Raw genomic sequence first — 22523 nt, 5'->3', positions numbered from 1 at the left:
CCCGAGAGGAACTTTCCTGATGCAGTACACCCACCTTGGTCGCTCCGGCCTGTCCGTTTCCCGCCTGTGCCTCGGCACCATGAACTTCGGGCCCAAGACCGAAGAAACGGACTCGCACTCCATCATGGATTCGGCCCATGCCTCCGGGATCAACTTCTTCGACACCGCCAACGTATACGGCTGGGGAGTGAACAAGGGCCGTACCGAGGCGATCGTGGGGCGTTGGTTCGCCAAGGGCGGCGGGCGGCGTGAGAAGACGGTGCTGGCAACCAAGCTATACGGTGACATGGACGAATGGCCCAACAACGGCAAACTCTCCGCCCTCAACATCCGCCGCGCTCTCGACGCCAGCCTGAAGCGGCTCCAGACCGATTACATCGACCTGTACCAGTTCCACCACGTCGACCGGAACACGCCCTGGGACGAGATCTGGCAGGCCATCGAAGTTGCCGTCCAGCAGGGCAAGATCCTGTACTCGGGCAGCAGCAACTTCGCCGGCTGGCACATCGCCCAGGCGCAGGGGGCCGCTGCGCGCCGCAACTACACCGGCCTCATCAGCGAGCAGTCCATCTACAACCTGCTCACCCGCACCGTGGAGCTCGAAGTTCTCCCGGCGGCCCAGGAATACGGGTTGGGCATCATCCCCTGGTCGCCGCTGCACGGAGGGCTGCTGAGCGGAGTCCTGAAGAAGGAGAACGAGGGTGTCCGCCGGCTCGAGGGCCGCGCCGCCGACACACTTGAGAAGCACCGCGATCAGATTCAGCGCTATGAGGACCTCGCAGACAAGCTGGGCCACTCGCCCGCGGACCTCGGGCTGGCCTGGCTCCTTGCGCAGCCGGCGGTCACCGCACCGATCATCGGCCCGCGCACCCAGGAACAGCTCGACGGCGGCCTGCGTGCCCTGGAGATAAAGCTCGACGACGACACCCTGTCCGAGCTCGATGACATCTTCCCGGGCCACAAGACCGCGCCTGAGGATTACGCGTGGTGAGCGCCGCGTGAAGATCCTCTGCATCGGCGGAACCGGCGTCATCAGCACGGCCGTCGTCGACCGGGCGCTCGCGCAGGGCTACTCTGTCACCGTCCTGAACCGGGGGACCTCTACCGAGCGCCCGGTGGCATCGCGTGCGGAAGTGTTGACCGCTGATATCCGGAAGCCGGACGAAGTCCGTGCTGCCCTCGGGAACCGCACCTTCGACGTCGTCGTCGACTTCGTGGCTTTTACCCCCGACCACGTTGCTGCCGACATCGAACTGTTCACTGGGCGAACCGGGCAGTACGTGTTCATCAGTTCGGCCTCGGCGTACCAGAAACCGCCGGCAGCGCTCCCGATTCGCGAATCGACGCCGCTGCGCAACCCGTTCTGGCAGTACTCGCGGGAGAAGATCGCCTGCGAGGACCTGCTGGTGGCCGAGTACCGGGAGCGCGGCTTTCCCGTCACCATCGTGCGGCCCTCGCATACGTACGACCACACGAAAATCGCCATCGCAGGCGGCTGGACGGACATTGCGCGGATGCGGGCGGGACGACCGGTGCTGGTCCATGGTGACGGCACGTCCCTGTGGACGCTCACGCACAGCACCGACTTCGCGAAGGCGTTTGTCGGGCTTCTTGGACTGCCGCAGGCGATCGGGGACAGTTTCACCATCACCTCCGACGAATTCCTGCCCTGGAACCGGATCTACCAGATCTTCGCCGAGGCAGCCGGAGCGCCGGAACCTCAGCTGGTCCACGTCGCGTCCGAGACCATCGCCGCGCACCTTCCGGACCTCGGTTCCCAGTTGCTCGGCGACAAGTCGCACTCTGTGATTTTCGACAACTCCAAGGTCAAGGCGCTGGTGCCGGACTTCTCCTGCACAACCCCGTTCGCCCTCGGAGCACGTGAGATTCTTGCCTGGTATGACGCCGATCCCAACCGTCAACGGGTCGACTCCGAACTGGATGCATCGTTCGATCGGATCATCGCTGCGGCGCAGGTCAGCCAGGATCGGCTTTCTACCGCCAGCTGAACTGCTTGCAGGCGCGCTGAACGTGGAACTACGGTGATGTCACAGCCCACTGCCGAGGAGATATACGCATGGAAGTGCCCCCAATTGTCTGGATTCTGACTGTCGCAGGAATCGTGGGGCTGCTTCTCTTCGATTTCTTTTTCCATGTGAGGAAGGCGCATACGCCGTCCCTGAAGGAAGCCAGCATCTGGTCGGCCATCTACGTGGGCATCGCGCTGCTGTTCGGCGTGGGAGTGCTGATTTTCGCCGGCCCGCAGTTCGGCACCGAGTATTTCGCCGGATACATCACGGAGAAGGCCCTTTCCGTGGACAACCTGTTTGTCTTCCTCATCATCATGACCACGTTCAAGGTGCCGCGGGCGGACCAGCAGAAGGTGCTCCTGTTCGGCATCGTGTTCTCGTTGATAGCGCGGACTGCGTTCATCTTCCTCGGCGCCGCCCTGATCAACTCCTTCGCCTGGGTGTTCTACATTTTCGGCCTGATCCTGCTGATCACTGCCGGTAACATCCTCAAACCGAAGAACGTGGAGGAGGAAGAGACCTTCATTGTCCGGATGGCCCGCAAGTTCCTGCCGGCCACGGAACACTACGACGGTGACAAGCTCTTCACCGTTGAGAATGGCAAGAAGGTGCTTACCCCGATGCTGCTGGTCATGGTGGCCATCGGCGGAACCGACATCCTCTTCGCGCTGGATTCCATTCCCGCCATCTTCGGCCTCACGCAGAGCGTCTTCATCGTCTTCACGGCCACAGCCTTCTCGCTGATGGGGCTGCGCCAGCTGTACTTCCTCATCGACGGATTGCTGGACCGGTTGATCTACCTCTCCTACGGCCTGGCGGCAATCCTGGGCCTGATCGGCGTGAAGCTGATCCTGCACGCGCTTCACGAGAACAACGTGCCGTTCATCAACAACGGTGAGCCTGTTGAAGTTGTCGAGATTTCAACCGGGCTCTCCCTCAGCCTGATCGTCGGCATTCTGTTGGTGACGGTAATTGCTTCGCTGGTGAGCCCGAAGGGCAAGGCCAAGACTCTCATCTCGGGTGCCCGGCGCCATGCCATCGAGTACCTCGACCTCAACTACGAGACAGACATCAACCAGCGCGAGCGTATCTTCGACAAGATGTGCGCCGAAGAGGCAATGCTCAAGAAGCAGCCGGAGAAGTACAAGCGCTTCATCCGCAACGAGACCGAGTTCAAGGCGCTCCTCACACGTGCCCACGAGGAGCACGAAGCCGCACTGGAACGCGAGCCCACGCGCTGAAATCGGCGGCCCCCGAGCCAAAAGCGCCGGAGATCGGCAGGATCGTGGGGATGTCCCCACGATCCTGCGCTTCTCCGGCGCCTTTGAGGTCGAGCTGCGAAGCGGCGATCAGGCGGCCAGGCCGGGCTGAAGGGGAACCGTTCGGATCCGCCAGATGGCGTATTCGTCCGTGTGGAGGATGGCGCGGCGGCCATCAGCGTCATCGCGGATCCAGACGACGCCGATGCCGGGAGCGGTGTCCTCGACCCGGCCGCGGTAATGGACCTCGTTACGGAGGTGGGCTTCGACTTCGTCGCCCCGGCGCAGCGTGGCAACGTCCCGGATGCGGCTGATTTCAGTGGAGGTGAGCAGAGACATGTGCGGCTCCTTACGGGAGTGGAACCGGCTTTCCCGCCGGTGAAACCAGCATCCCGCCGGTGTGTTGCCGTGTCGTTACGGGGGCATTATTTCTGCGGGTACAACGTGTTGCCTTGTCAAGAGGGCGGGGAATTATTACCCAGGGTTGCTCAGGAACTCGCCCTACCCCGGGATTGGTTGCCTAAGCTACCCAGATGACCGAACCGACTGCGCCGGACCCGGCCTACCTCAACGCCATTGCCGCCGACACCCGGGCGCGCATGCAGACAGCCATCCCGGAAGAGTCTCCTCGTCGGGGAGCGCCGCAGGAGTTGGCGGACGCCGTCGAGAAGCGCGTTACTGCCCTACAAGGTGATCTCGCGCGTATCGTGCACACGCTGCACGCCAACCCGGAGACTGCGTATCAGGAGCACGCCAGCGCGGCTGTCCTGGCGGACGTGCTCGGAAGGCACGGCATCGACGCAACCGTCGGAGTGCACGGCGTGGGCACTGCCATCCGCGCGGAGCTCAACGGCACGTCGCCCGGCCCCACCGTTGCTGTCCTCAGCGAATACGACGCGCTACCCGGCATCGGCCACGCCTGCGGGCACAACGTCATTGCCGCAACCGGCGTGGGTGCGTTCCTCGCCCTGGCATCCGTGCGGGACCGGCTTCCCGGCAGGGTCGTTTTCCTCGGAACACCGGCCGAAGAGGGCCACTCCGGCAAGGAAATCATGGCCCGCAACGGTGCGTTCGACGGGGTCGACGCCGCGATCATGGTGCACCCCTACGGTTACGACCTCGCTGACCAGGCCTGGCTCGGGCGCCGCCTGCTGACCATTACCTTCACGGGCGTCGCCGCCCACGCGTCCGCCCAGCCGTTCATGGGACGCAACGCGCTCGACGCCGCCAGCCTCACCTACCAGGGCATCGGCCTCCTGCGGCAGCAGCTTCCGCCGTCGGACCGGGTGCACGCCAACATCGTCGAGGGCGGGCAGAGTCCCAACATCATCCCCAACCGTGCGGTGCTGAAGCTGTACGCGCGCTCACGGCTGCCCGAGACGCTGAAGGACCTGAGCCGGCGGCTCGACGACATCGCCCGGGGCGCGGCGTTGATGACGGGCACCGCCGTCGACCTGGCCTGGGACGAGCATCCGCCGTCCCTGCCCATCCGCACCAACAACGCGCTGACCGGCCGCTGGGTCAAGGCGCAGCAGGGGAGGGGACGCGCTCCGCTGCCCGCCGGCGTCGTTTCCGACACGCTTGCCGCTTCCACCGACTTCGGCAACGTAAGCTACCGGATCCCCGGGATCCACCCGCTCATCAGCATCGCCGGATCCGGCACGGCGCTGCATACGCGCGAGTTCGCTGCCGCCGCCAACACGGAAGCGGCGGAAAAGGGAGCCTACGACGGCGCCGCCGGCCTCGCGCTCACTGCGCTGGACTACCTCTGCGACCCGGAACTGCAGCGTGCCGTCGCAGCCGAGTTCGAGGCCCAGGGCGGGCCGGTGGACGTGCCCGCCTACTTCGACTGATCCTCCAGCTCTTCCACTAACTCCCCGGAATCCAAGGAGCACCTGTGTCTACAACAACCGACGCCTCCCGGCGCCGCCTCACCGACCGCTTCCTCAACGGCGTGGAACGTGTGGGCAACAAGCTGCCCGAACCGTTCACGCTCTTCCTGATCCTCTTCGGAATCACCGCAGTCGTTTCGACCGCCATGGCGTGGGCGAACGTCACCGTGCAGGTGCCCGGCGCTACCGAGGTAACGCAGATCCGCGGCCTCTTCACTGCAGAGGGGCTCACCTGGCTGACCGAGAATCTCGGCCCCAACTATCTTGGCTTTCCGCCGCTGGTCACCGTACTGCCCATCCTGCTGGCCGTCGGCGTGGCCGAGAAGTCCGGCCTCCTCGCCGCCATGATCCGGAAAGCCTTCGGATCCGCGCCGCGCTGGGCGCTGCCGTACGCGGTGGGCGTGGTGGGAGTGCTCGGTTCCATCATGTCCGACGCCGCCTTCGTGGTGATCCCACCGCTGGCCGCGCTCGTGTTCAAGGCCGCCGGCCGCCACCCCGTCGCGGGCCTGCTCGGCGGATTCGCAGCGGCAGGAGCCGGCTACTCAACCAACCTGCTGGTCACCAGCCTGGATGCGCTTTTCGCCGGAATTACGACGGCGGTCACCGAGACCCTGCCCAATCCCGGTTCACCGGTGACTCCGGTGTCAAACTACTTCTTCAACGTCGCGTCCGCGCTGACCCTCATGGTCATCGCTGGATTCGTCATCGACAAGATCCTTGAGCCCCGCCTGAACCGTCAGGGAGTGCCGCGGAATGAAGTAACCGACGACGACGGCGGCGCCCCTGCTGCCGCTGATTCGAACCTGACCGGGAATTCAGACCTGCGGGCCGAACTGGATACCAGGGAAACCACAGCTCTGCGGTGGGCGATGATCGCCGGAGTTGCTCTCGCCGTCGTCATTGCGCTTGCGGTGACCCTGCCCGGGTCCCCCTGGCGCAACGAGGAGGGCGGCTACCTTCCGAGGTCACCGCTGCTCAGTTCGATCGTCTTCATTGTGTTCGCGATGTTTGTCGTGCCCGGCCTGGTCTACGGGAAGATCGTCGGGACCATCGCGACCGGCAAGGATGTGCCGCGGGTCATGGGTCAGGCGATCCGTGACATGGCGGGCTTCCTGGTGCTGGCCTTCATCCTCGGCCAGTTCATTGCGCTGTTCAACTGGTCCGGGATCGGGCAGTGGATAGCGGTTGCAGGTGCTACCGGGCTTGAGGCGATCGGGCTCACCGGGTATCCCGCGATCCTCGGCTTCATCGTGCTCGCGTCCCTGCTGAACCTCTTCATTATCTCGGGATCCGCCATGTGGACGCTGATGGCCGCGGTGTTTGTTCCGCTGTTCGTGCTGCTCGGCTATGAGCCGGCCTTCATCCAGGGCGCCTTCCGTGTGGGCGATTCGGCCACGCAGGTCATCACCCCGCTCAACCCGTACATGATTGTGCTGCTCGCGATGCTGCGGAAATATGAACCCGATGCCGGGCTGGGCACGCTGATCGCCCGCATGCTGCCGTTCGTCATTCCGTTCTGGCTCGCGTGGGCGGGCATCCTCAGCGTTTTCTACTTCTTCGAGATTCCGATGGGGCCCGGCAACGGCATCTTCCTTCCGCCGGCGGAATAGCCGCGGAAAGCCCTGCAGAGCAGGAATAGCCCGTTTGAGAGCGAGGTTGCACCCAACATGACACCTTCGGAAGCTCCAAAGATCTACGCCCTGCACGAGAACCCCGAGTGGTTTCCACCGTTCGCCCGCGCCTTCGAGCAGGAGGGGCTGGAATTTGAGGAATGGCTGCTGACCGACGGTGTTCTGGACCTCGACTCGACGCCGCCGGAAGGTATTTTCTGGTCGCGGATCAGCGCTTCGGCGCATACGCGGGACCATGATCTGTCCAAGGACTATGCCCGGGCAGTGCTGTCCTGGCTCGAAGCTCACGGCCGCCGGACTATCAACGGCCGGCGGGTCCTTGAGCTCGAGATGAGCAAGGTGGACCAGTTGACGGCGCTGAAGGCGGCGGGGATCGACACGCCGCGGACAGTGGCGGCCATCGGCCGCGACCGCATTCTGGACGCGGCAAAGAGCTTCCCGACCCCCTTCATCACCAAGCACAACCAGGGCGGGAAGGGCCTGGGCGTCCGTAAGTTCGAGAGCCATGCCGAACTGGCCGAGTACGTGGCCTCGGACGAGTTCGAGGAACCGCAGGACGGCATCACCCTGATCCAGGAATTCATCCAGGCAGCCGAACCGATCATCACACGGGTGGAAATTGTGGGTGGAGAGTTCATCTACGCCATCCAGGCGGACACCGCCCGCGGCGGGTTCCAGCTCTGCCCGGCGGATGCCTGCGCCATCGATCCGACAACCGGTAAGCCGATCATGCCGCCGGGTGCAACGATCGAACCCGTTGCCGGCCAGCAGCTCTTCAGCCTCCGCCGCGACTTCGATCACCCGATCATCGAAAAGTACGTCGAATTCGCACGCCGGAACAACATCGAGGTATGCGGGATCGAGTTCATGGAGACCGCAGACGGGCGCGTCCTTACCTATGACGTGAACACCAACACCAACTACAACGCCGTGGTGGAGGCCGAAGCGCCGCGCTCCGCTCCCGGTGCGCTCGCACAGTACCTGGCGGCAGTGGCAGCCGGCCCGGCGCCGTCGTTCGTGTAAAAATCCGGGGTCCAGCGGTAGCCTCGGAAATGCAAGCCCTACCCACTATGGAAGGAGCAGATGCGATGCCGAAGGTAACAAAATCGGGAAAGGTCAAAACCGACGACCTGCCCAGCACGCTGCAGAGATCGGACAAAAAAGCGCAGGAAACCTACGCCAGAACGCTCGACTCTGCGGAGGAACAGTACGGTGACGGCGAACGGGCGCACCGCACCGCGTACAGCGCCCTGAAACACACCCACGAGAAGGTGGGTGATCACTGGGAGCAGAAGGATTCCAACGGTCCCTCCGACGAGCAGGCGGAAGGCGGTCGCGGAACGGCGAAGGAAACCGCCGGCGGTGTGGACGCCAACGCCTCCAAGGAGCACCTTTACGAGGTCGCCAAGAAGCTCGAGATTCCCAAGCGCTCAACCATGAGCAAGAAGGAACTGGTGGACGCGATCCAGAAGGCCAACGACAGGGAAACCCGCAAAGCCAGAAACTAGTGACCAGATGCTATTACGCAACACAAACATTTCGTAATAGCACCAAGCGTAGGCTAGCCTTACTTTCGTATCCATCCCGACGGTCCGTTCACGCCGTCTCGAAAGTCAAGGAGCCCCCATGGCCCCCACACGCGTGCGCGGCTTGATTGCCGCAGCAGCCATTGCGGTATTGTCCCTCTCCGCGTGCTCCACAGGCCCGGCGGGCGGCGGCTCGGAAGCTGCCGGAGCCAACGAAGCCGGCTCCGCCGAGGCCTTCCCGGTCACCATTGAGCACGCCTTCGGCGAGACCGTCATCGAGGAAAAGCCTGAGCGGGTTGCAACGGTGTCCTGGGTCAATGACGACATCGCGTTGGCGCTCGGCGTGGTGCCCGTGGGCATGCCGGTCAATGAGTACGGCGGCAACGAGCAGGGCTCAGTCCCGTGGAAGGACACCAAGCTGGAAGAGCTCGGCGCCGCCATCGGTACCGAGAACGCGCCGGTCCAGTACTCCGAGGCTGATGGAATTGCCTTCGACGAGATCGCTGCCACCAACCCCGACGTCATCCTGGCCGCCTATTCCGGTCTCACCGAAGAGGATTACAACACCCTCAGCGAGATCGCCCCGGTTGTCGCCTACCCCGAGGTTGCGTACGGCACCGCGTGGCAGGAATCCACGGCAATGATCGGGGAGGCGCTTGGCCTGGCCGAAGAGGCCGAGCAGCTGGTCACCGAAACCGAAGATCAGATCGCCGAGGCTGCAGCGGAATACCCGGCCATCGCCGGCAAGACCTTCATCTTCGGAAACCTGGAGCCTGCCAATGCCGAGGGCGTGAACGTCTACACGGCCAGCGACAACCGCCCCCGGTTCCTGACGCAGATCGGAATGGAAATGGCCACAGTGGTTGAAGAGAACGCCACCGGTGAAGAGTTCTTCTTCCCGTGGTCGGCGGAGCGTGCCGATGAACTCGAGTCGGACGTCTTTGTGACCTGGGTTCCGGACGAGGCCACCAAGGAAGCAATCGCCGAGGACCCGCTGCTGAGCCAGATTCCCGCGGTGGAGTCCGGCGCGCTCGTAGCGGATGCTGACAACACCCTCACGTTGTCCATCTCTGCTGCCAGCCCGCTGTCTCTGGTCTGGGCGCTGGACAAGTGGCTGCCGATGATCAATGAAGCGGCGGAGGCCGCCGAGGCTGCGTAAGGCAACATCGAAGTACGACGCCGGCACTCACCGGCGGAAGGGGCGTCCCACTTCGGTGGGGCGCCCCTTTTCGCAGGTCGGGGCTCGTTCATTGCGTTTCCGAGCCCTATGCACTGGAATGGTAAGGGTACTTGTCATCGAAGCTCGGAGGCATCATGGACAACCTGGAAATGGAAGACCTGCAGACCGCCACGGCATGGGATGCCAGCGGGGAGAAGCTGGGGAGCGTCTCACAGGTGCATCTCGACGGGCTCTCGGGCCAGCCCGCCTGGGTGACTGTCGGTCTCGGGCTGTTGAACACGCGGGAGCACTTCGTTCCGCTCTCCGGTGCCCGGTTGGACGGTGAGAACCTCTACGTCGCAGTGTCCAAGGACGCAATCAAGGATTCTCCGGACTTCACGGTGGAGGAGGGCCTCACCGCCGAGCAGGAGGCTTCCCTTCGGGACTACTACCGGGCGTAAATCGACCTGGCGCGCAGAGGCTTCTGCGCGCGGTCAGCGTGTGAGAACGCGAACGCGATCACAGCCCCACTCTTGCTGAGTGCAGCAGCGCCGGTTGAGGTGAGCAACCTGGATCGTGGTGAGCGGAATTTCTCTCCATAGTCTCCGGGTTGCTCGCGCCGAAGTCCAGGTTGCTCGATGCCTCGTCCGGGTTGCTTGAGTCGGTGTCCAGGTTGCTACAGCAAAGCGGCCGTCCCCCATGGGTTTCGGCCGCTTTGCTGTGGAACAGTGGGTCTAGCTGAATAGCCCGACGATGTAGCCGACGAAGTACAGCAGCCCGAGCAGCACGAAGATACCGATCAGCACGAGCCATATCCGCGACGCCGCCTTGCCGGGTGCACCTTCCTCGTGACCCTGCGGCCCGCCGGTGCTCGCCTCGGCGGGAGGGGTCTCGCCCGGCGGAACACCGCCGCCCGGCTCCAGACCGGTGACCTTGTCCTTCTCCGGATCCGGATTCTGGCTGCTCATCCCTGCTCCTGCCCGGCCCGTTCTGTGGCCGCAGACGCCCGGGGGGTCCATGACATGGTGATGTTTGCGCCCTCTTCGGTTTCGGTCAGGTACAGGTGCAGGTCTTCCCCATAGAGGTTCTCGTCTTCGACGACGTCCCCTGCCTCATGTGCCAGCTCCACCAGACGGCTGATCGCCACGGCCATGGCCCGGCCCCAGTCCTGCGGGTGCTTGCTGTCCGACTCTTCGGTGACTGAAAACTTCTTCTCTGCGCTGCCCATGGCTACTCCTCACTGCCCTCGTCACGTGCCGCGGCTTTCTGCCGCCACCCGTTTGATAAGCAAGCTTTGTAGTGATCCTCGTCCCACAGTAGCAGTCCGGTCACCAGGAGTCTTTCCCTGCTCCCCGCACTGCCTTGCGTGCAGCGTGACCAATGATTGCGCTGTAGGTGGGGTAGGCGAACTTGACGCGGGCCAGCGTAGCGACGTCGGTGCCGGCCGCCATCGCAGACGCAACGGCCTGGATCACCTCCACCGCGTTCTCACCCACCGCGTGCGCTCCGAGGATCAGCTCGCGGTGCCTGTCGGTCACCAGTTTCAGGAAACCCTGTTCCCGGTCATCAATAATGGGACGCTCCACCGCACCATAGGGAACGACGACGACGGCGCACTCCGCGTCCCGCTCCCTGGCCATCGCCTCGGTCAGGCCAACACCCGCGTAATCCGGGTCGGTGAAGCCTCCCTCGGGAAGCAGATGATGCGGTGTGGTGCGGTGCGCGCCAAGGACCGCATTCTCGGCAGCGGTTTCACCCTCGAAGACTGCCGCCTGAACCAGCATGGAGGTTCCGTTGGCGTCGCCGGCAACAAAGATGTGCGGCACATTGGAGCGGAGGTAATTATCCACGGGTATGGCTCCCCGGGCGGTGGATATTCCGGCAGCCTCCAGCCCGAGACCATGAATGTTCGCAGGCCAGCCGGCGGCCATGACCACCGCTCCCACGCGTGCTGACTGCGCGCCGCCGGTTCCCTGCCAACGGATTTCCAGGGCGCCGTCGTCGTGCTTTTCAATTCCATCCACACCGCCGATACCGACATCCACGCGCACACCGCGGGACCGGAAGCCCTCCGTCACGGCGGTGGAAACGTCGCTATCCTCCGTGGTGAGGATGCGCGGCGCGAGGTCCAGGAGGGTGACCCTGGATCCCAGGGCGTCGAAGATGGTAGCCAGCTGCGCACCGGTATGGCCGCCGCCGATGATCGCGACTGAGCCTGGCAGATCGGGAAGGTCGAGGACGTCGGAGGGGAGCGCGGCATGTTCGGCGCCGGGAATGGGAAGCCGGCGCGCGCTTCCGCCCACGCACAGGATGACCGAGGTGGCGGTGACAGTGCGCCCGTCAATCGAAACCTCATTCGGCCCGATAAACGAAGCCTCACCCTCCAGCAGCGTGGTGTCCAGTCGCTGCATGGCCTCGCCGTACCCCTTGGCATCCAGCACGCGGTCCACGGTGGTGCGGACGCGGCGAATCAGCTGCGGCCAGTCCACCGCGGGCTCATGCACCACAATCCCGTAGTCCCGAGCCGTCCGCACCTCCCGGTACAGGCGCGCTGTCTTGGCCAGTACCCGCGTGGGTACGCAGCCCGAGTTCACACAGGTGCCGCCCAGCCGTGCGCGTTCGACGACAGCGGTTCGAGCACCGAGTTCCGCCGCCCGTGTTGCTGCAGCCATGCCCGCCGGGCCGGCGCCGATCACCAGAACATCAAAATCCATCACGACCTCCTGGCTCCCATCCTGCCCCATGGGACAGACATTCCGTCAGGATCGGGGCAGCGAGGGGGTGCACTCAGGCGAAATAGACTCCGATGCGGTTGCCGTCGATCTCCTCGATGCGGATGTCGATGTCATAGACCTCCCGGAGAAGGGAGGTGTGCATCAGCTCTGCCGGAGTGCCCTGGTGCACCACAGCGCCGTCGCGCATCGCGATGATCGCATCCGAGTAGCAGGACGCGAAGTTGATGTCGTGGATCACCAGAACCACGGTCTTGCCCAGATCTTCAACAGTGCGCCGCAACATGCGCATCAGGTCCACGGCGTGCTTCATGTCGAGGTTGTTCAGCGGTTCGTCGAGGAAGATGTAGTCGGTGTCCTGTGCCAGCACCATGGCGATGAACGCCCGCTGGCGCTGACCACCCGAGAGCTCGTCGACAAACCGGTCGGCCATGGACTGCAGGTCAAGGTAGTCCAGGGCGCGTTCGATATGTTCGCGGTCTTCTGCGCCCGGTCTGCCCTTGTTGTCGGGGAAGCGACCAAACCCCACGAGGTCGCGGACGGTGAGCCGGACTGTGAGCTGGTTGTCCTGGCGGAGGATGGCCATCTTCCGCGCAAGGGTGGCGCTCGCCGTCGTACTGACGTCCATCCCCTCGATCACCACCGAGCCGCCGTCCATTGGAAGCAGCCGGCTCATCATCGATAGCAGAGTGGACTTTCCAGCGCCGTTGGGTCCGATGATCGAGGTGATGCCGCCCGACCGGATGGAGGCGGTGACCGAGTCCACGACGGTTTCGGAGCCGTACGCCTTGGTCACGCCGGTCAGCTGGATCATTTGATCGAACCTTTCAGGAGCAGCGCGATGAAAACAATCCCGCCGACAAACTCGATGACAATGCTGAGGGCGGTGTCGAATCCGAAGACCCGCTCAAGGATGAGTTGTCCGCCCAGGAGCGCGATTGCGCCCAGCAGGACGGCGATCGGCAGCACGTAGGCGTGCCGGAATACGGCGGACAACTGGTACGCCAGCGACGCCACGAGCAGGCCGAAGAAGGTGATCGGCCCCACCAGTGCGGTTGAAACGGCAACCAGCACCGAGCAGATGACAAGCACCTGGGTGACCGTGCCCTTGTGGTCCACACCGAGGCTGAGCGACGTTTCCCGACCGAGGCTCAGCACGTCGAACCGGTTCCGGATGCGCCAACCGGCCGCGCTTGCCGCGAGGATAGCCAACGCTGCAACCCCCAACAGCGAGGCCTCGACATTGTTGAAGCTCGCGAAGAACAGGTCCTGCAGCACCACGAACTCGCTGGGGTCGATGAGCCGCTGCAGCAGCGAGGAGATCCCGCGGAAGAGCGTGCCGAAAATGATGCCGATCAGCAGGACGAGGTGCAGGGATTTCCCGCCGCCGATGAACAGCCAGCGGTAGAGCAGCCAGGAGAATCCCACCATCAGCACCACTTCCATGATGAAGCGGGTGCCCGCGCCCATCGTCAGGAGGGCCTGCGTCCCGATGGTGAAGGCAAGGAACGTCTGCAGGAGGATGTAGAGCGCGTCGAAGCCCATGATCGACGGCGTCAGAATCCGGTTTCCTGTGACGGTCTGGAAGAGCACGGTGGAGATACCGACGGCGTACGCCACCAGCAGCATCGACGCCACCTTGGTGGCGCGCAGCGGCAGGACGTAGCCGAGGTTGCCCGAGAGGCCGATCGTCATGAAGGTGACAATAAGGGCGGCGGTGGCCAGACTCAGCACCAGGATCCAGGTACGGGGACTGAGGCTCCGAACGGGCCGCCGTCGTCGTGATGCAAGTGCCGGTGGGAGTGCGTCAGGCGACACGGCGGCGGCTCCTCAGCAAGAGATAGAGGAAGCCGGCGGCTCCGACCACGGACAGGACAGTGCCGACCGGAATTTCATAGGGGAACCGGATCAGGCGGCCAAGGACGTCACACAGCAGCACCAGCCCCGCGCCCAGCAGCGCAACCCAGGGAACGGACCGGCGTACGTTGTCACCGATCAGGATCGAGACAAGGTTGGGCACCACCAGGCCGAGGAACGGCACTGCGCCAACAGTGACAACGACGACGGCGCTGATCAGGGAGACGATCACCAGTCCCAAACTCATTACCGCGCGGTAGTTCAGGCCGAGATTGGTGGTGAACTCGCTGCCCATCCCGGCCACGGTGAAGCGGTCGGCGGCGAAGTAGCCGGCCGCTGTGAGCGCGCCGACCAGCCAGAGGAACTCGTATCGGCCGGCGATGACGCCGGAGAAGTCCCCGATCATCCAGCTGTTGAGGCTCTGCAGCAGGTCGAACCGGTAGGCACAGAAAGTGGTGACAGCGCCGATGATTCCGCCGAGCATGATCCCCACCAGCGGAACAATCAGGGTATTGCGCAGCGGTATGCGTCGGAGCACCAGCAGGAACAGGGCAGTGCCGGCGACTGCGAAGACGGCTGCGACGCCCATCTTGGCCAGCAGGGGAGCGGCCGGCACCAGCACCGTGACAACGAGGATGCCGAGCATTGCCGACTCCACCGTTCCGACCGTGGACGGTTCGACGAACTTGTTACGCGCCATGAGCTGCAGAATGAGCCCCGCGACGCCCACCGCCATGCCGGTCAGCAGGATCGCCAGCGTCCGCGGGATGCGGCTGATGAGCAGGATCCGGCCGGCGGTGCCGTCGTCTGAATCGGACAGGAGCGCGGCCGGCGACACGTCGCTGACGCCGATAAACAGGCTCGCAACAGAAAGTGCGACGACGGCGAGCACCGCCAGTACAGCGTGTAACGCTGGGAACCGGCGGCGCGCCGTCGCTGAACCGGCTTCTGCCGGTGGGGTTGCTGTGATCACGAGGTGAGCCCTTGGGCCGGTTACCGCACAGGGCGACCGGATCTTCGGTCAGTTGGTCAGGGCGTCGTTGACGGAGCTGATCATGGCCTCGACATTGCCCAGGCCGTAGCCCACGAGGTACCAGCTGGCTGCGTCGAGGTACGCGATGTTGTCTTCCGCGGCAGCGGTGGTGCCGTTGACGAGCTCGTTGTCCAGGACTGCCGACGCGGCATCGCCGGACTCGCCGATAGCGGAGTCCCGGTCAATGACAAACAGGTGGTCGGGGTCGGTCTCGGCGATGAACTCGAAGGAGATGGATTGGCCGTGGGCGCCATCCGCACTGATGTCGGCGGCGGGCTTGACGCCCAGAACGTCGTGGATGAGTCCGAACCGTGAACCGGCGCCGTACGCAGTCAGTTCCCCGCCGCTGGTAAGGACAACCAGACCGGTGCCGGCCTCAGCCGCGTTGGCCTTCGCATCGGCGACGCTGGCGTCGATAGCAGTGAGGCGTTCTGCTACCTCGTCTTCCTGCTCGAAAATACGTCCAAGGGTGGTGCTCACGTCCTTGAAGCTCTCAACCTGCGCAGCCTGGTCGACGCTCAGGTCTATGGTGGGTGCTATCTCGCTCAGCTCGTCGTAGTAGTCGGCGGTGCGGCCGGAGATAATGATCAGGTCCGGTGCCCCGGCGGCAATTGCCTCGAAGTCCGGTTCCTTCATGGAGCCGATCTTCGTGTATCCGTCGGCTTCATAGGCGGCTAATGATTCCGGGAGAGTTGCCTGCGGCACTCCTGCCACCGTAACGCCGAGGCTGTTTAGGGAGTCCAGTACGCCAAGGTCAAAGGTGTAAACAGTCTCAGGACTCACTGAAACCTCCGTTGAGCCCTGCGCGTGTTCAACGGTGAGCGTGGTGCCGGCGCCGTTTGCCGCCTGGCCGCTGCCTGCGTCCGCGGTGCCGCCGCATGCCGACAGGGTCAGGGCCGATACCGCAGCTGCGGCGGCCACCTTGAGCTTTACAGGATTTTTCACGGGCGGGACTCCAGGGTGAGAAGGAAGGAAGGGCGGCAGCCGCGTCAGCAGTGCCTCCTGAGTAAGGTATGGCTTACCTTAGGAGTCTTCCAAACTCTCCCGGCGTGAACTATCTCACGTTGATTTCACGCACGTTTTGTGCGAAAGCCGCGCCGTCAGGTCGACGGAACGCCCGGTATCCGGTTCTCGCGGAACGCATCAACGAAGAGGGCATGATCAGCACGGACCGTCCGCGCGTAGTCGAGGGAGAACGTGAGGATGTCCTCGATGAACTCCTCCCGGCGCCCTTCGGTTACCTGCATGATGGCCCGTTCCGTCTGGAAGTTCACCAGGTCCTGGTCGCTGTCCTCGTCCGAGGCACAGTGCACCTTGGCGGTAGCCCGTCCCAGGTCAATGAGCACAGGCTCGATCTCGGCCGGCTCGGTGAGGTTGTCCCAGCGCAGGTCCGCCTTGTAGGGGGACAGCTCATCAACCACGAACCCGACGCCGTCCACCGTGGTGTAGCCGAGGAAAGTGTCGGTGTGAACCTGAAGCGCCCGCTGGCTGATCACGGTGCGGTGGCCATCATGCTCGAAGTACGAGCGCACCCGCTCATCCGTGACGATCCGGCTGGGTGCTGCCAGGTTTCCCTGCTTCATCGAGATGATGATGTCGTTTTCCAGGGCCTCGTTGTAACCCTCGATGAGCACGTTGTAGGCAGGCAGACCTGCGCTGCCGATGCCGAATCCGGTGCTGCCGACGATGTCCTTGACGTTGTAGAAGATCTCCAGGGCGGACCGTTTGTCTTCGGGAATGGTGCGGAGGTAGTTCTCGAACGCCTTCGCCACCATGGCGTGCTCGGCCTCTTCCAGCCTGCGCGTCTTGCTGTTGTCCTGGAAGTGGCGCTCGTGGTCTTCCACGAAGGTCATCGCGTCGAGCAGGTCGGTGCGCCGTGAAGCACGGGCCGCAAGCAGCACCGCATGAATGGTGCCAGAGGTGTTGCCGAGGTGGAGCGCGAAATCGTCCTGGCCGACGTCGTCGTAGTGCTTGACCTGGTCCAGGTAGGCGGCCAGGTACGTCCGGGCCAGGGACCGCACGGCTTCCTCGGGAAGCGCCTTCTGCCAGCACATCAGCGCCAGCGAGGTGGTGAACCGGCGCAGGTCCCAGGAGAAGTGGCCCAGGTAGGCCTCGTCGAAGTCGTTGATGTCGAAGGTGAGCTGACCCGTGCTGCTCATGTAGGTGCCGAAGTTCTCCGCGTGAAGATCGCCGTGGATCCAGATGCGGCTGGTGTGCTCATCCGCCCAAGTGTCCGTCACTTCGCGCATGTCTGCGTAGAAGAGGCAGGCGCTGCCGCGGTAGAACGCGAATGGATCGGCCGCCATCTTGCGGAACTTGGTCCGGAACCCGTGCGGGTCCGCTTCCATCAGCGGCTTGAACGCCTCGACCAGGGTGTCGGAGATGAGCGACTCGCGGGCGTTGTCTTCTACCATTTCGCCAGTCTAGGGGTGCTCCCTGACAACGGAGCAAGGCGTAAGCTCGAACCATGATCACCACGGCGAGCCTTGACGCGCGCCCCCGGATACTGCCGGTCGTTGCCGCCGCACTGGTTTCGGCCTCCGGTTTCCTTATCTTCGCGCTCGAGCAGAGGCTTCCCGGCTACCTGGTCCTTGCCGCAGCACTGACAACCGCCTACTTCAGCGGCAAAGCACAGCATGGCAAGAGCCTTTTCCGGGATCTGCTGCTGCTGGCCATAGGGCTCGTCATCATCAGCGCCGTTCCCATCACCACAGACATCAGCTTCAGCCACATGGCCATCATGGGTACGGCCATGATCCTGGCCGTCGCCGTCCCCTACCTGCTGTCCCGCTTCGTTTTCAAGGATCACGCCATCCGCTTTCCGGTCCTGACCGGCCAGAAATGGAACCGGACAGAACGCTGGTACCTGCTTGCCGTCGTCGTCATCGGGTATGTGCTTCTGCCGGTCTATATGATCCCGACCGGAGTCTACGAGAACTGGCCGGCGGCCTCGGATCCGGGAACAATCGCGCGATTGTTCCTGGGCACCAACGTCCTGGGCATCTGGGACGAGCTGTTCTTCATCTGCACCGCGTTCACGCTGCTGCGGCGCCACCTTCCCGACTGGCAGGCCAATGTCCTCCAGGCGGTCCTGTTCACCTCGTTCCTCTGGGAGCTGGGCTTCCACTCCTGGGGGCCGGTGCTCATTTACCCGTTCGCCCTGATCCAGGCGTGGATTTTCTCGAAGACCAAGTCGCTGAGCTACATCGTGAGCGTGCACCTGTTGTTCGACTTCGTGCTCTTCCTGGTGCTGCTGCACGCGCACAACCGCGAGTGGTTCGCGATCTTCCTCTACTAGTCTCCGGGCTGGTCCCCACTGGTCCCCCACAGGTGGACGCGGGATTGGACTGACCCCCGGGGACGTCTGAGACGGTAGGGGAATGAATTTTCTCGAGGCGATCACCCCCTTCCTGGCCGTGGCGGGCGCGGTGCTTGCCGCCGTCGTACTGGGGTGGATCCTGCGCAGGGTCGCAGCACGTGCGCTGCGGAAAGTACCGCAGATCCATGAGGTCACCCGGAAATCGCGCGGTCCTTTGCAGGCCGTACTGGCGGTTCTCGGCGTCCGTATAGCCCTCGGTGCCACCGCCCGGGACACCGCCTGGTTCCCACCTGTGGACTACACGCTGGTGCTGGCGCTCATCGTGGCCCTGGCGTGGCTGCTGGTTGCGGTGCTCTCCATAATCGAGACGATCGTGCTGCGCCACTACGAGAATTCCAGCCGTGATAACCGGCGTGCACGGCGGCTCAAGACCCAGATCATGCTCGCACGGCGGGTTGCCGTTGCGGTGATCATCACCCTGGCACTGGCGAGCGTCCTGCTGACCATCGATGAGGTTCGCGCACTGGGAGCGGGAATCCTGGCCTCTGCCGGTCTGATCTCGATCGTCGCGGGCCTCGCCGTGCAGAGCTCGCTAAGCAACGTCTTCGCCGGCGTGCAGCTGGCCTTCACCGACGCGATCCGGGTGGAGGATGTGGTCCTCGTGGAGGGTGAGATGGGAACCATCGAGGAGATCACCATGACCTACGTGGTGGTCCAGTCCTGGGACGAACGCCGCCTCATCCTTCCCTCCACGTACTTCACCTCCACCCCGTTCGAGAACTGGACGCGCCGCCGCTCCGAGTTGCTGGGAACCGTTGAGCTGGACCTCGACTGGCGTGTGCCGATAGAGAACATGCGCGTCCGGCTGCGCGAGATCCTCGACGGCTCCGACCTGTGGGACAACCGCACCGGCACCCTCCAGATCACCAAAGCCACCGACGGCATGATCCGCGCCCGCATCTTGGTCAGTGCCGCAGACAGCGGCGCCCTGTGGGACCTGCAGTGCCTGGTCCGTGAGCAGATGGTCGGCTTCATCCAGAGCAGGTTCCCCGACGCCCTGCCGCGCCAGCGCTGGGAGGCGGTGTCGCCGTCGTCGTCGGCTGCGCCAACTGCCGGCCAGTCAACCAACGACGACGCCGCGCTGCACCCCAGCAACGGCCGCCTCTTCACCGGCTCACCGGAGGCGGAGAGGCGGCGTGCGGACTTCAGCGGACCGGGCGAAGACGTGCTCGACGAGCGCGAGGCACGCACAGGGTCCTGACCCATCGTGTGAGGTGGGATACATTTGGCTCGGAGCAGCTGATGACGGGAGGGGCGTTGAACGGATTGAAGTCTGGCCGCCGTTTCACCCTCACCCTCGAAAAAGGCTGCGTCCGCGTGGAGTGGAACGAGGGCGTCACGGTGACCGAGCAGGATGCGCTGGAGCTGGTCCGGCGGCTGGAGGAAGTGAATCCCGGCCGGTGCGATCCGATGCTCGTCATCCTTAACTCGATGGTCTCGGTGGATGCCCCCGGGCAGACTGTTTTCGCTGATCACCTGAACGTGGCCGCGCTGGCACTGGTGGGCCCAACAGCAGTGGACCGGCTGATTGCTGCCTTCTTTGACGGCGTTCACCGTCCGCGGTACCCCACGCGCTATTTTGCTGAGCCGGAATCAGCGCGTGAGTGGCTGCTGACACCGGGACACTACACACCTGACATGTAAACGCTGGGGGACAACCGAATCATGGAACCGATTTCCGACGATGGCCTGCGCAACGATGGCCTGCGCTTCGAGCTGACGGACGAGGGCGACTTCCTCCGTCTGTGCTGGAATCCGGGCATCGTCATGGAGCTGCGCGACGTGCAGGCGAGCGTCACGGCTGTAGAAGCAGTATCGCCCGAGTGCCAGCGGCCGCTGCTTGTGCACATTGACCTCGTTGACGGGATCAGCGCCCCGGCCCGGGACCTCCTGCTGGAGGAAACGTGCTCCAGCCGCACGGCGGTCCTCGGAGCGGATGAGGTGGCGCGTGTCATGACCGCCTTCAACTACCGTGCCGCAACGCCCAGCCAGTACTTCACCGATGAGGTACGGGCAATCGAGTGGCTTACGTCCGATAGTGCGTCAGAGCCCACCGAGCGCCTGCGCGATCGGGATTGACGACGCCGCCGCCCACGCCTGCGGGCGGCACGACGCCGGGTAGGGAACCGGAGGCCACATCTCGCTGGACGCATGCCCGGAGAACAGCTCGGGCAACCGCCAGTCAAACCCTTCGGCTGCTCGCAGCAGCCCTGCGGCCAGGGCAGAGGCCTGCGTGACGAAGCCGTCCTTGAGCAGTCCGCTGATGATCATGCCGGTGTCATGGCTCCAGACCGACCCCGCATGGTAGCGCGTGGGCCAGAACCCGCCGTTGGTGGTGGATACCGTGCGGATCCCGTAGCCGGAGAACATGGTGGGATCCATCAGCCGTGCGGCAACAGCCTGCGCTTCCGCTTCATCAAGAATGCCGGTACCCAGCAGGTGACCCATGTTGCTGGTCACCCCGTCCACCGGGCGCTTGGACGAATCCAGTGCGATGGCGGGGTAGCGTCCCAACTCGTCGGTACACCAGAACGCGGTCCGGAAACGCTCCCGCAGGTCTGCTGCGTACCGCCGCCATGCGTCGCCGCCGCTGCGCCCGAAAGCATCGAGCAGGGCTGCTCCTCCCAGCGCGGCCTCGTAGGCGTAACCCTGGACCTCCGCAAGCGCGATGGGCCCGTCAGCCAGCGAGCCGTCATGCCAGCGGATGGAGTCTCCGGAGTCCTTCCAGCCCTGGTTGGCGAGTCCATGGCCGCTCTCGTCCTTGTATTCAAGGAAGCCGTCGCCGTCGGAATCACCGTGATCGCGCAACCACACCAGCGCTGCCTCCAGGTGGTCCAGCAGCGCCTCCACCTGATCCTCGGGCAGCCCCGCCTGCCAGGCGTCATGCAACAGGCAGATCCACAGGGGAGTGGCGTCGATGGTGCCGAAATAGACGGGCGGGAGTGACACGCCGGCGTCGCCCTCGGTGAAGGACAGCGTGCCGCGGCGGACCTCATGAAGGATCTTGCCAGGCTGCTCGGCCGTTCCGGGATCGGTGGAAGCGCCTTGCCGGGAGGCGAGCGCGCGAAGCGTGCTGCCGGCCAGTGAGGTCTCGATCGGCAGGAGCAGCCGCGCCGCAATCAGTGAGTCCCGCCCGAACATGGTGAAGAACCAGGGGGCACCTGCGGCCAGGAACGTGTCCTCGGGCCGACTCGCGGCGGCCATACGAAGGCCGTTCAGGTCTGACACGGACCGGTCAAGCAGACGCTGCAGCGGCTCGCCCTCAACCGTCGGAACCGCAATGCCGGACCCCGACGGCGCCACCATGGGCGCGGCGGCATCGGTAACGGCCAGCCGCCAGCCGAGCTCGACGACGCCACCGGGCTCCACCTCCACCTGCCAGGTAAGGGTGATCCGGCCGCCGTCGAACTGGATGTGCGCGGCGGGTGCCTCCAGCAGGGCGGTGGTGTCCTGATCGCGCCAGTTCCATTTGGGGCTGGTCACGGCGAGTTGAGTGGTGGCGGCTGCGCCGGATTTCACCTGTTCCATCGGGGTATTGTCCGCGTCAAGAACCAGCCGGACGTCCTGCCGGACGGTGAAGCTGTAAGCGGACTCGAAGCGAAGCTGCTCGGCTATGCCTTCGGAGTCGGCGGTGCGGGAACGCGTCAGGTACATCAACGGGTCCGCCACCTGCGACTCCACCCGGACGAAATGCATGTAGTCGACGCGCTGCGCCGAGCGCACCTGCGTTGAGACCCAATCCGGCTCTGCGCCGTCAACCGTCAGCACAGCGGAGCGGACCACCCGGTCATCGCCACAGTGGATTCCCTGCGCACCCGAGTCCCGGATCTGCCCATGCGGGTCCGCCCACGCCTGGACAGGGGCGCTGAACACGCCGGTGAGGTTGTGCAGGAAGGGCTGGAGGTACGCCACGGGGGTTCTCCTTGAAGTTTGGTGAGACTTGAAGTTCGGTGAGCAAGATTAGATCGTTCAAATTATCCATTGACAATCCTATTTGAACGTTCATATTCTGTAAATATCCAGTC

General features: G+C 64.2%; 23 protein-coding genes. 13 read left to right on the top strand and 10 right to left on the bottom strand.

Going from position 1 to position 22523, the window contains the following annotated elements; genetic code table 11:
* Positions 1 to 19: 19 nt before the first annotated feature.
* From JOD47_RS04745 to JOD47_RS04735, 3 genes are all read left to right on the top strand, one after another.
* Positions 20 to 991 (top strand): aldo/keto reductase, encoded by a 972-nt coding sequence (locus JOD47_RS04745; RefSeq protein WP_204532463.1) that lies wholly within the window; start codon positions 20 to 22, stop codon positions 989 to 991.
* Positions 992 to 998: 7 nt separating this feature from the next.
* Positions 999 to 2009: an SDR family oxidoreductase gene (locus tag JOD47_RS04740; RefSeq protein ID WP_307836197.1), complete on the top strand. Its 1011-nt coding sequence runs from the start codon at positions 999 to 1001 to the stop codon at positions 2007 to 2009.
* A 68-nt stretch (positions 2010 to 2077) separates the two neighbouring features.
* Positions 2078 to 3271, top strand: a complete 1194-nt coding sequence (locus JOD47_RS04735; protein WP_204532459.1) for a TerC family protein — start codon at positions 2078 to 2080, stop codon at positions 3269 to 3271.
* Between the two features lie 108 nt (positions 3272 to 3379).
* Here JOD47_RS04735 and JOD47_RS04730 read toward each other — a convergent pair whose 3' ends face one another.
* On the bottom strand, positions 3380 to 3628 hold the full coding sequence (locus JOD47_RS04730) for a hypothetical protein (protein ID WP_204532458.1): 249 nt from the start codon (positions 3626 to 3628) through the stop codon (positions 3380 to 3382).
* Between the two features lie 194 nt (positions 3629 to 3822).
* On the opposite strand from JOD47_RS04730, the gene JOD47_RS04725 reads away from it, so the two are divergent.
* The 6 genes from JOD47_RS04725 (at position 3823) to JOD47_RS04700 (ending at position 9958) form a co-directional block, all read left to right on the top strand.
* Positions 3823 to 5142 carry a M20 family metallopeptidase gene (locus JOD47_RS04725; RefSeq protein WP_204532456.1) on the top strand — a complete coding sequence of 440 codons (1320 nt, stop codon included), beginning with the start codon at positions 3823 to 3825 and terminating at the stop codon, positions 5140 to 5142.
* Between the two features lie 44 nt (positions 5143 to 5186).
* Positions 5187 to 6791, top strand: a complete 1605-nt coding sequence (locus JOD47_RS04720; RefSeq protein WP_204532454.1) for an AbgT family transporter — start codon at positions 5187 to 5189, stop codon at positions 6789 to 6791.
* A 57-nt stretch (positions 6792 to 6848) separates the two neighbouring features.
* On the top strand, positions 6849 to 7835 hold the full coding sequence (locus JOD47_RS04715) for an ATP-grasp domain-containing protein (RefSeq protein ID WP_204532452.1): 987 nt from the start codon (positions 6849 to 6851) through the stop codon (positions 7833 to 7835).
* 65 nt (positions 7836 to 7900) lie between these two features.
* A complete protein-coding gene (locus tag JOD47_RS04710) occupies positions 7901 to 8320 on the top strand; it encodes a ChaB family protein (protein ID WP_204532450.1) in 420 nt (139 codons plus the stop codon).
* Positions 8321 to 8438: 118 nt separating this feature from the next.
* The gene (locus JOD47_RS04705; protein WP_204532448.1) at positions 8439 to 9497 is read left to right on the top strand and encodes an iron-siderophore ABC transporter substrate-binding protein; all 1059 of its coding nucleotides are present in this window, start codon (positions 8439 to 8441) and stop codon (positions 9495 to 9497) included.
* Between the two features lie 155 nt (positions 9498 to 9652).
* Positions 9653 to 9958 (top strand): PRC-barrel domain-containing protein, encoded by a 306-nt coding sequence (locus tag JOD47_RS04700; protein WP_204532446.1) that lies wholly within the window; start codon positions 9653 to 9655, stop codon positions 9956 to 9958.
* Between the two features lie 273 nt (positions 9959 to 10231).
* Here the strand turns inward: JOD47_RS04700 and JOD47_RS04695 are convergent, their stop codons facing one another.
* The 8 genes from JOD47_RS04695 to JOD47_RS04660 form a co-directional block, all read right to left on the bottom strand.
* On the bottom strand, positions 10232 to 10465 hold the full coding sequence (locus JOD47_RS04695; protein ID WP_204532444.1) for a DUF6480 family protein: 234 nt from the start codon (positions 10463 to 10465) through the stop codon (positions 10232 to 10234).
* The gene (locus JOD47_RS04690; protein WP_204532442.1) at positions 10462 to 10725 is read right to left on the bottom strand and encodes a hypothetical protein; all 264 of its coding nucleotides are present in this window, start codon (positions 10723 to 10725) and stop codon (positions 10462 to 10464) included. The genes JOD47_RS04695 and JOD47_RS04690 overlap by 4 nt, the downstream gene beginning before the upstream one ends.
* A 100-nt stretch (positions 10726 to 10825) precedes the next feature.
* Positions 10826 to 12211, bottom strand: a complete 1386-nt coding sequence (locus JOD47_RS04685) for a dihydrolipoyl dehydrogenase family protein (protein WP_275577872.1) — start codon at positions 12209 to 12211, stop codon at positions 10826 to 10828.
* 73 nt (positions 12212 to 12284) lie between these two features.
* Complete coding sequence (locus JOD47_RS04680; RefSeq protein WP_204532438.1) at positions 12285 to 13043, bottom strand: iron ABC transporter ATP-binding protein; 759 nt, start codon at positions 13041 to 13043, stop codon at positions 12285 to 12287.
* The gene (locus JOD47_RS04675) at positions 13040 to 14047 is read right to left on the bottom strand and encodes an iron chelate uptake ABC transporter family permease subunit (protein ID WP_307836196.1); all 1008 of its coding nucleotides are present in this window, start codon (positions 14045 to 14047) and stop codon (positions 13040 to 13042) included. The genes JOD47_RS04680 and JOD47_RS04675 overlap by 4 nt, the downstream gene beginning before the upstream one ends.
* On the bottom strand, positions 14037 to 15059 hold the full coding sequence (locus JOD47_RS04670; protein ID WP_307836195.1) for an ABC transporter permease: 1023 nt from the start codon (positions 15057 to 15059) through the stop codon (positions 14037 to 14039). The genes JOD47_RS04675 and JOD47_RS04670 overlap by 11 nt, the downstream gene beginning before the upstream one ends.
* Before the next feature lie 48 nt (positions 15060 to 15107).
* Positions 15108 to 16064, bottom strand: coding sequence for a siderophore ABC transporter substrate-binding protein (locus JOD47_RS04665; protein WP_204532430.1), 957 nt, complete (start codon positions 16062 to 16064; stop codon positions 15108 to 15110).
* A gap of 155 nt (positions 16065 to 16219) precedes the next feature.
* Positions 16220 to 17533 (bottom strand): DUF2252 domain-containing protein, encoded by a 1314-nt coding sequence (locus JOD47_RS04660; RefSeq protein ID WP_204532428.1) that lies wholly within the window; start codon positions 17531 to 17533, stop codon positions 16220 to 16222.
* Between the two features lie 53 nt (positions 17534 to 17586).
* Between JOD47_RS04660 and JOD47_RS04655 the strand changes: the two genes are divergently transcribed.
* The 4 genes from JOD47_RS04655 (at position 17587) to JOD47_RS04640 (ending at position 20577) form a co-directional block, all read left to right on the top strand.
* Positions 17587 to 18417 carry a CPBP family glutamic-type intramembrane protease gene (locus JOD47_RS04655; protein ID WP_204532426.1) on the top strand — a complete coding sequence of 277 codons (831 nt, stop codon included), beginning with the start codon at positions 17587 to 17589 and terminating at the stop codon, positions 18415 to 18417.
* An 82-nt stretch (positions 18418 to 18499) separates the two neighbouring features.
* Positions 18500 to 19699, top strand: coding sequence for a mechanosensitive ion channel family protein (locus tag JOD47_RS04650; protein ID WP_204532424.1), 1200 nt, complete (start codon positions 18500 to 18502; stop codon positions 19697 to 19699).
* Between the two features lie 8 nt (positions 19700 to 19707).
* Positions 19708 to 20142: a DUF7793 family protein gene (locus tag JOD47_RS04645; protein ID WP_204532416.1), complete on the top strand. Its 435-nt coding sequence runs from the start codon at positions 19708 to 19710 to the stop codon at positions 20140 to 20142.
* 21 nt (positions 20143 to 20163) lie between these two features.
* Positions 20164 to 20577: a DUF7793 family protein gene (locus JOD47_RS04640; protein WP_204532414.1), complete on the top strand. Its 414-nt coding sequence runs from the start codon at positions 20164 to 20166 to the stop codon at positions 20575 to 20577.
* On the opposite strand, the gene JOD47_RS04635 is transcribed toward JOD47_RS04640, so the two are convergent.
* Positions 20542 to 22410, bottom strand: coding sequence for a glycogen debranching N-terminal domain-containing protein (locus JOD47_RS04635; protein ID WP_204532412.1), 1869 nt, complete (start codon positions 22408 to 22410; stop codon positions 20542 to 20544). The genes JOD47_RS04640 and JOD47_RS04635 overlap by 36 nt on opposite strands.
* Positions 22411 to 22523: the final 113 nt, after the last annotated feature.

Origin of the sequence: Arthrobacter tumbae (genome assembly GCF_016907495.1) — a bacterium.
GTDB classification, from domain to species: domain Bacteria; phylum Actinomycetota; class Actinomycetes; order Actinomycetales; family Micrococcaceae; genus Arthrobacter_D; species Arthrobacter_D tumbae.
This window is presented reverse-complemented; position numbering and strand designations above follow the sequence as displayed.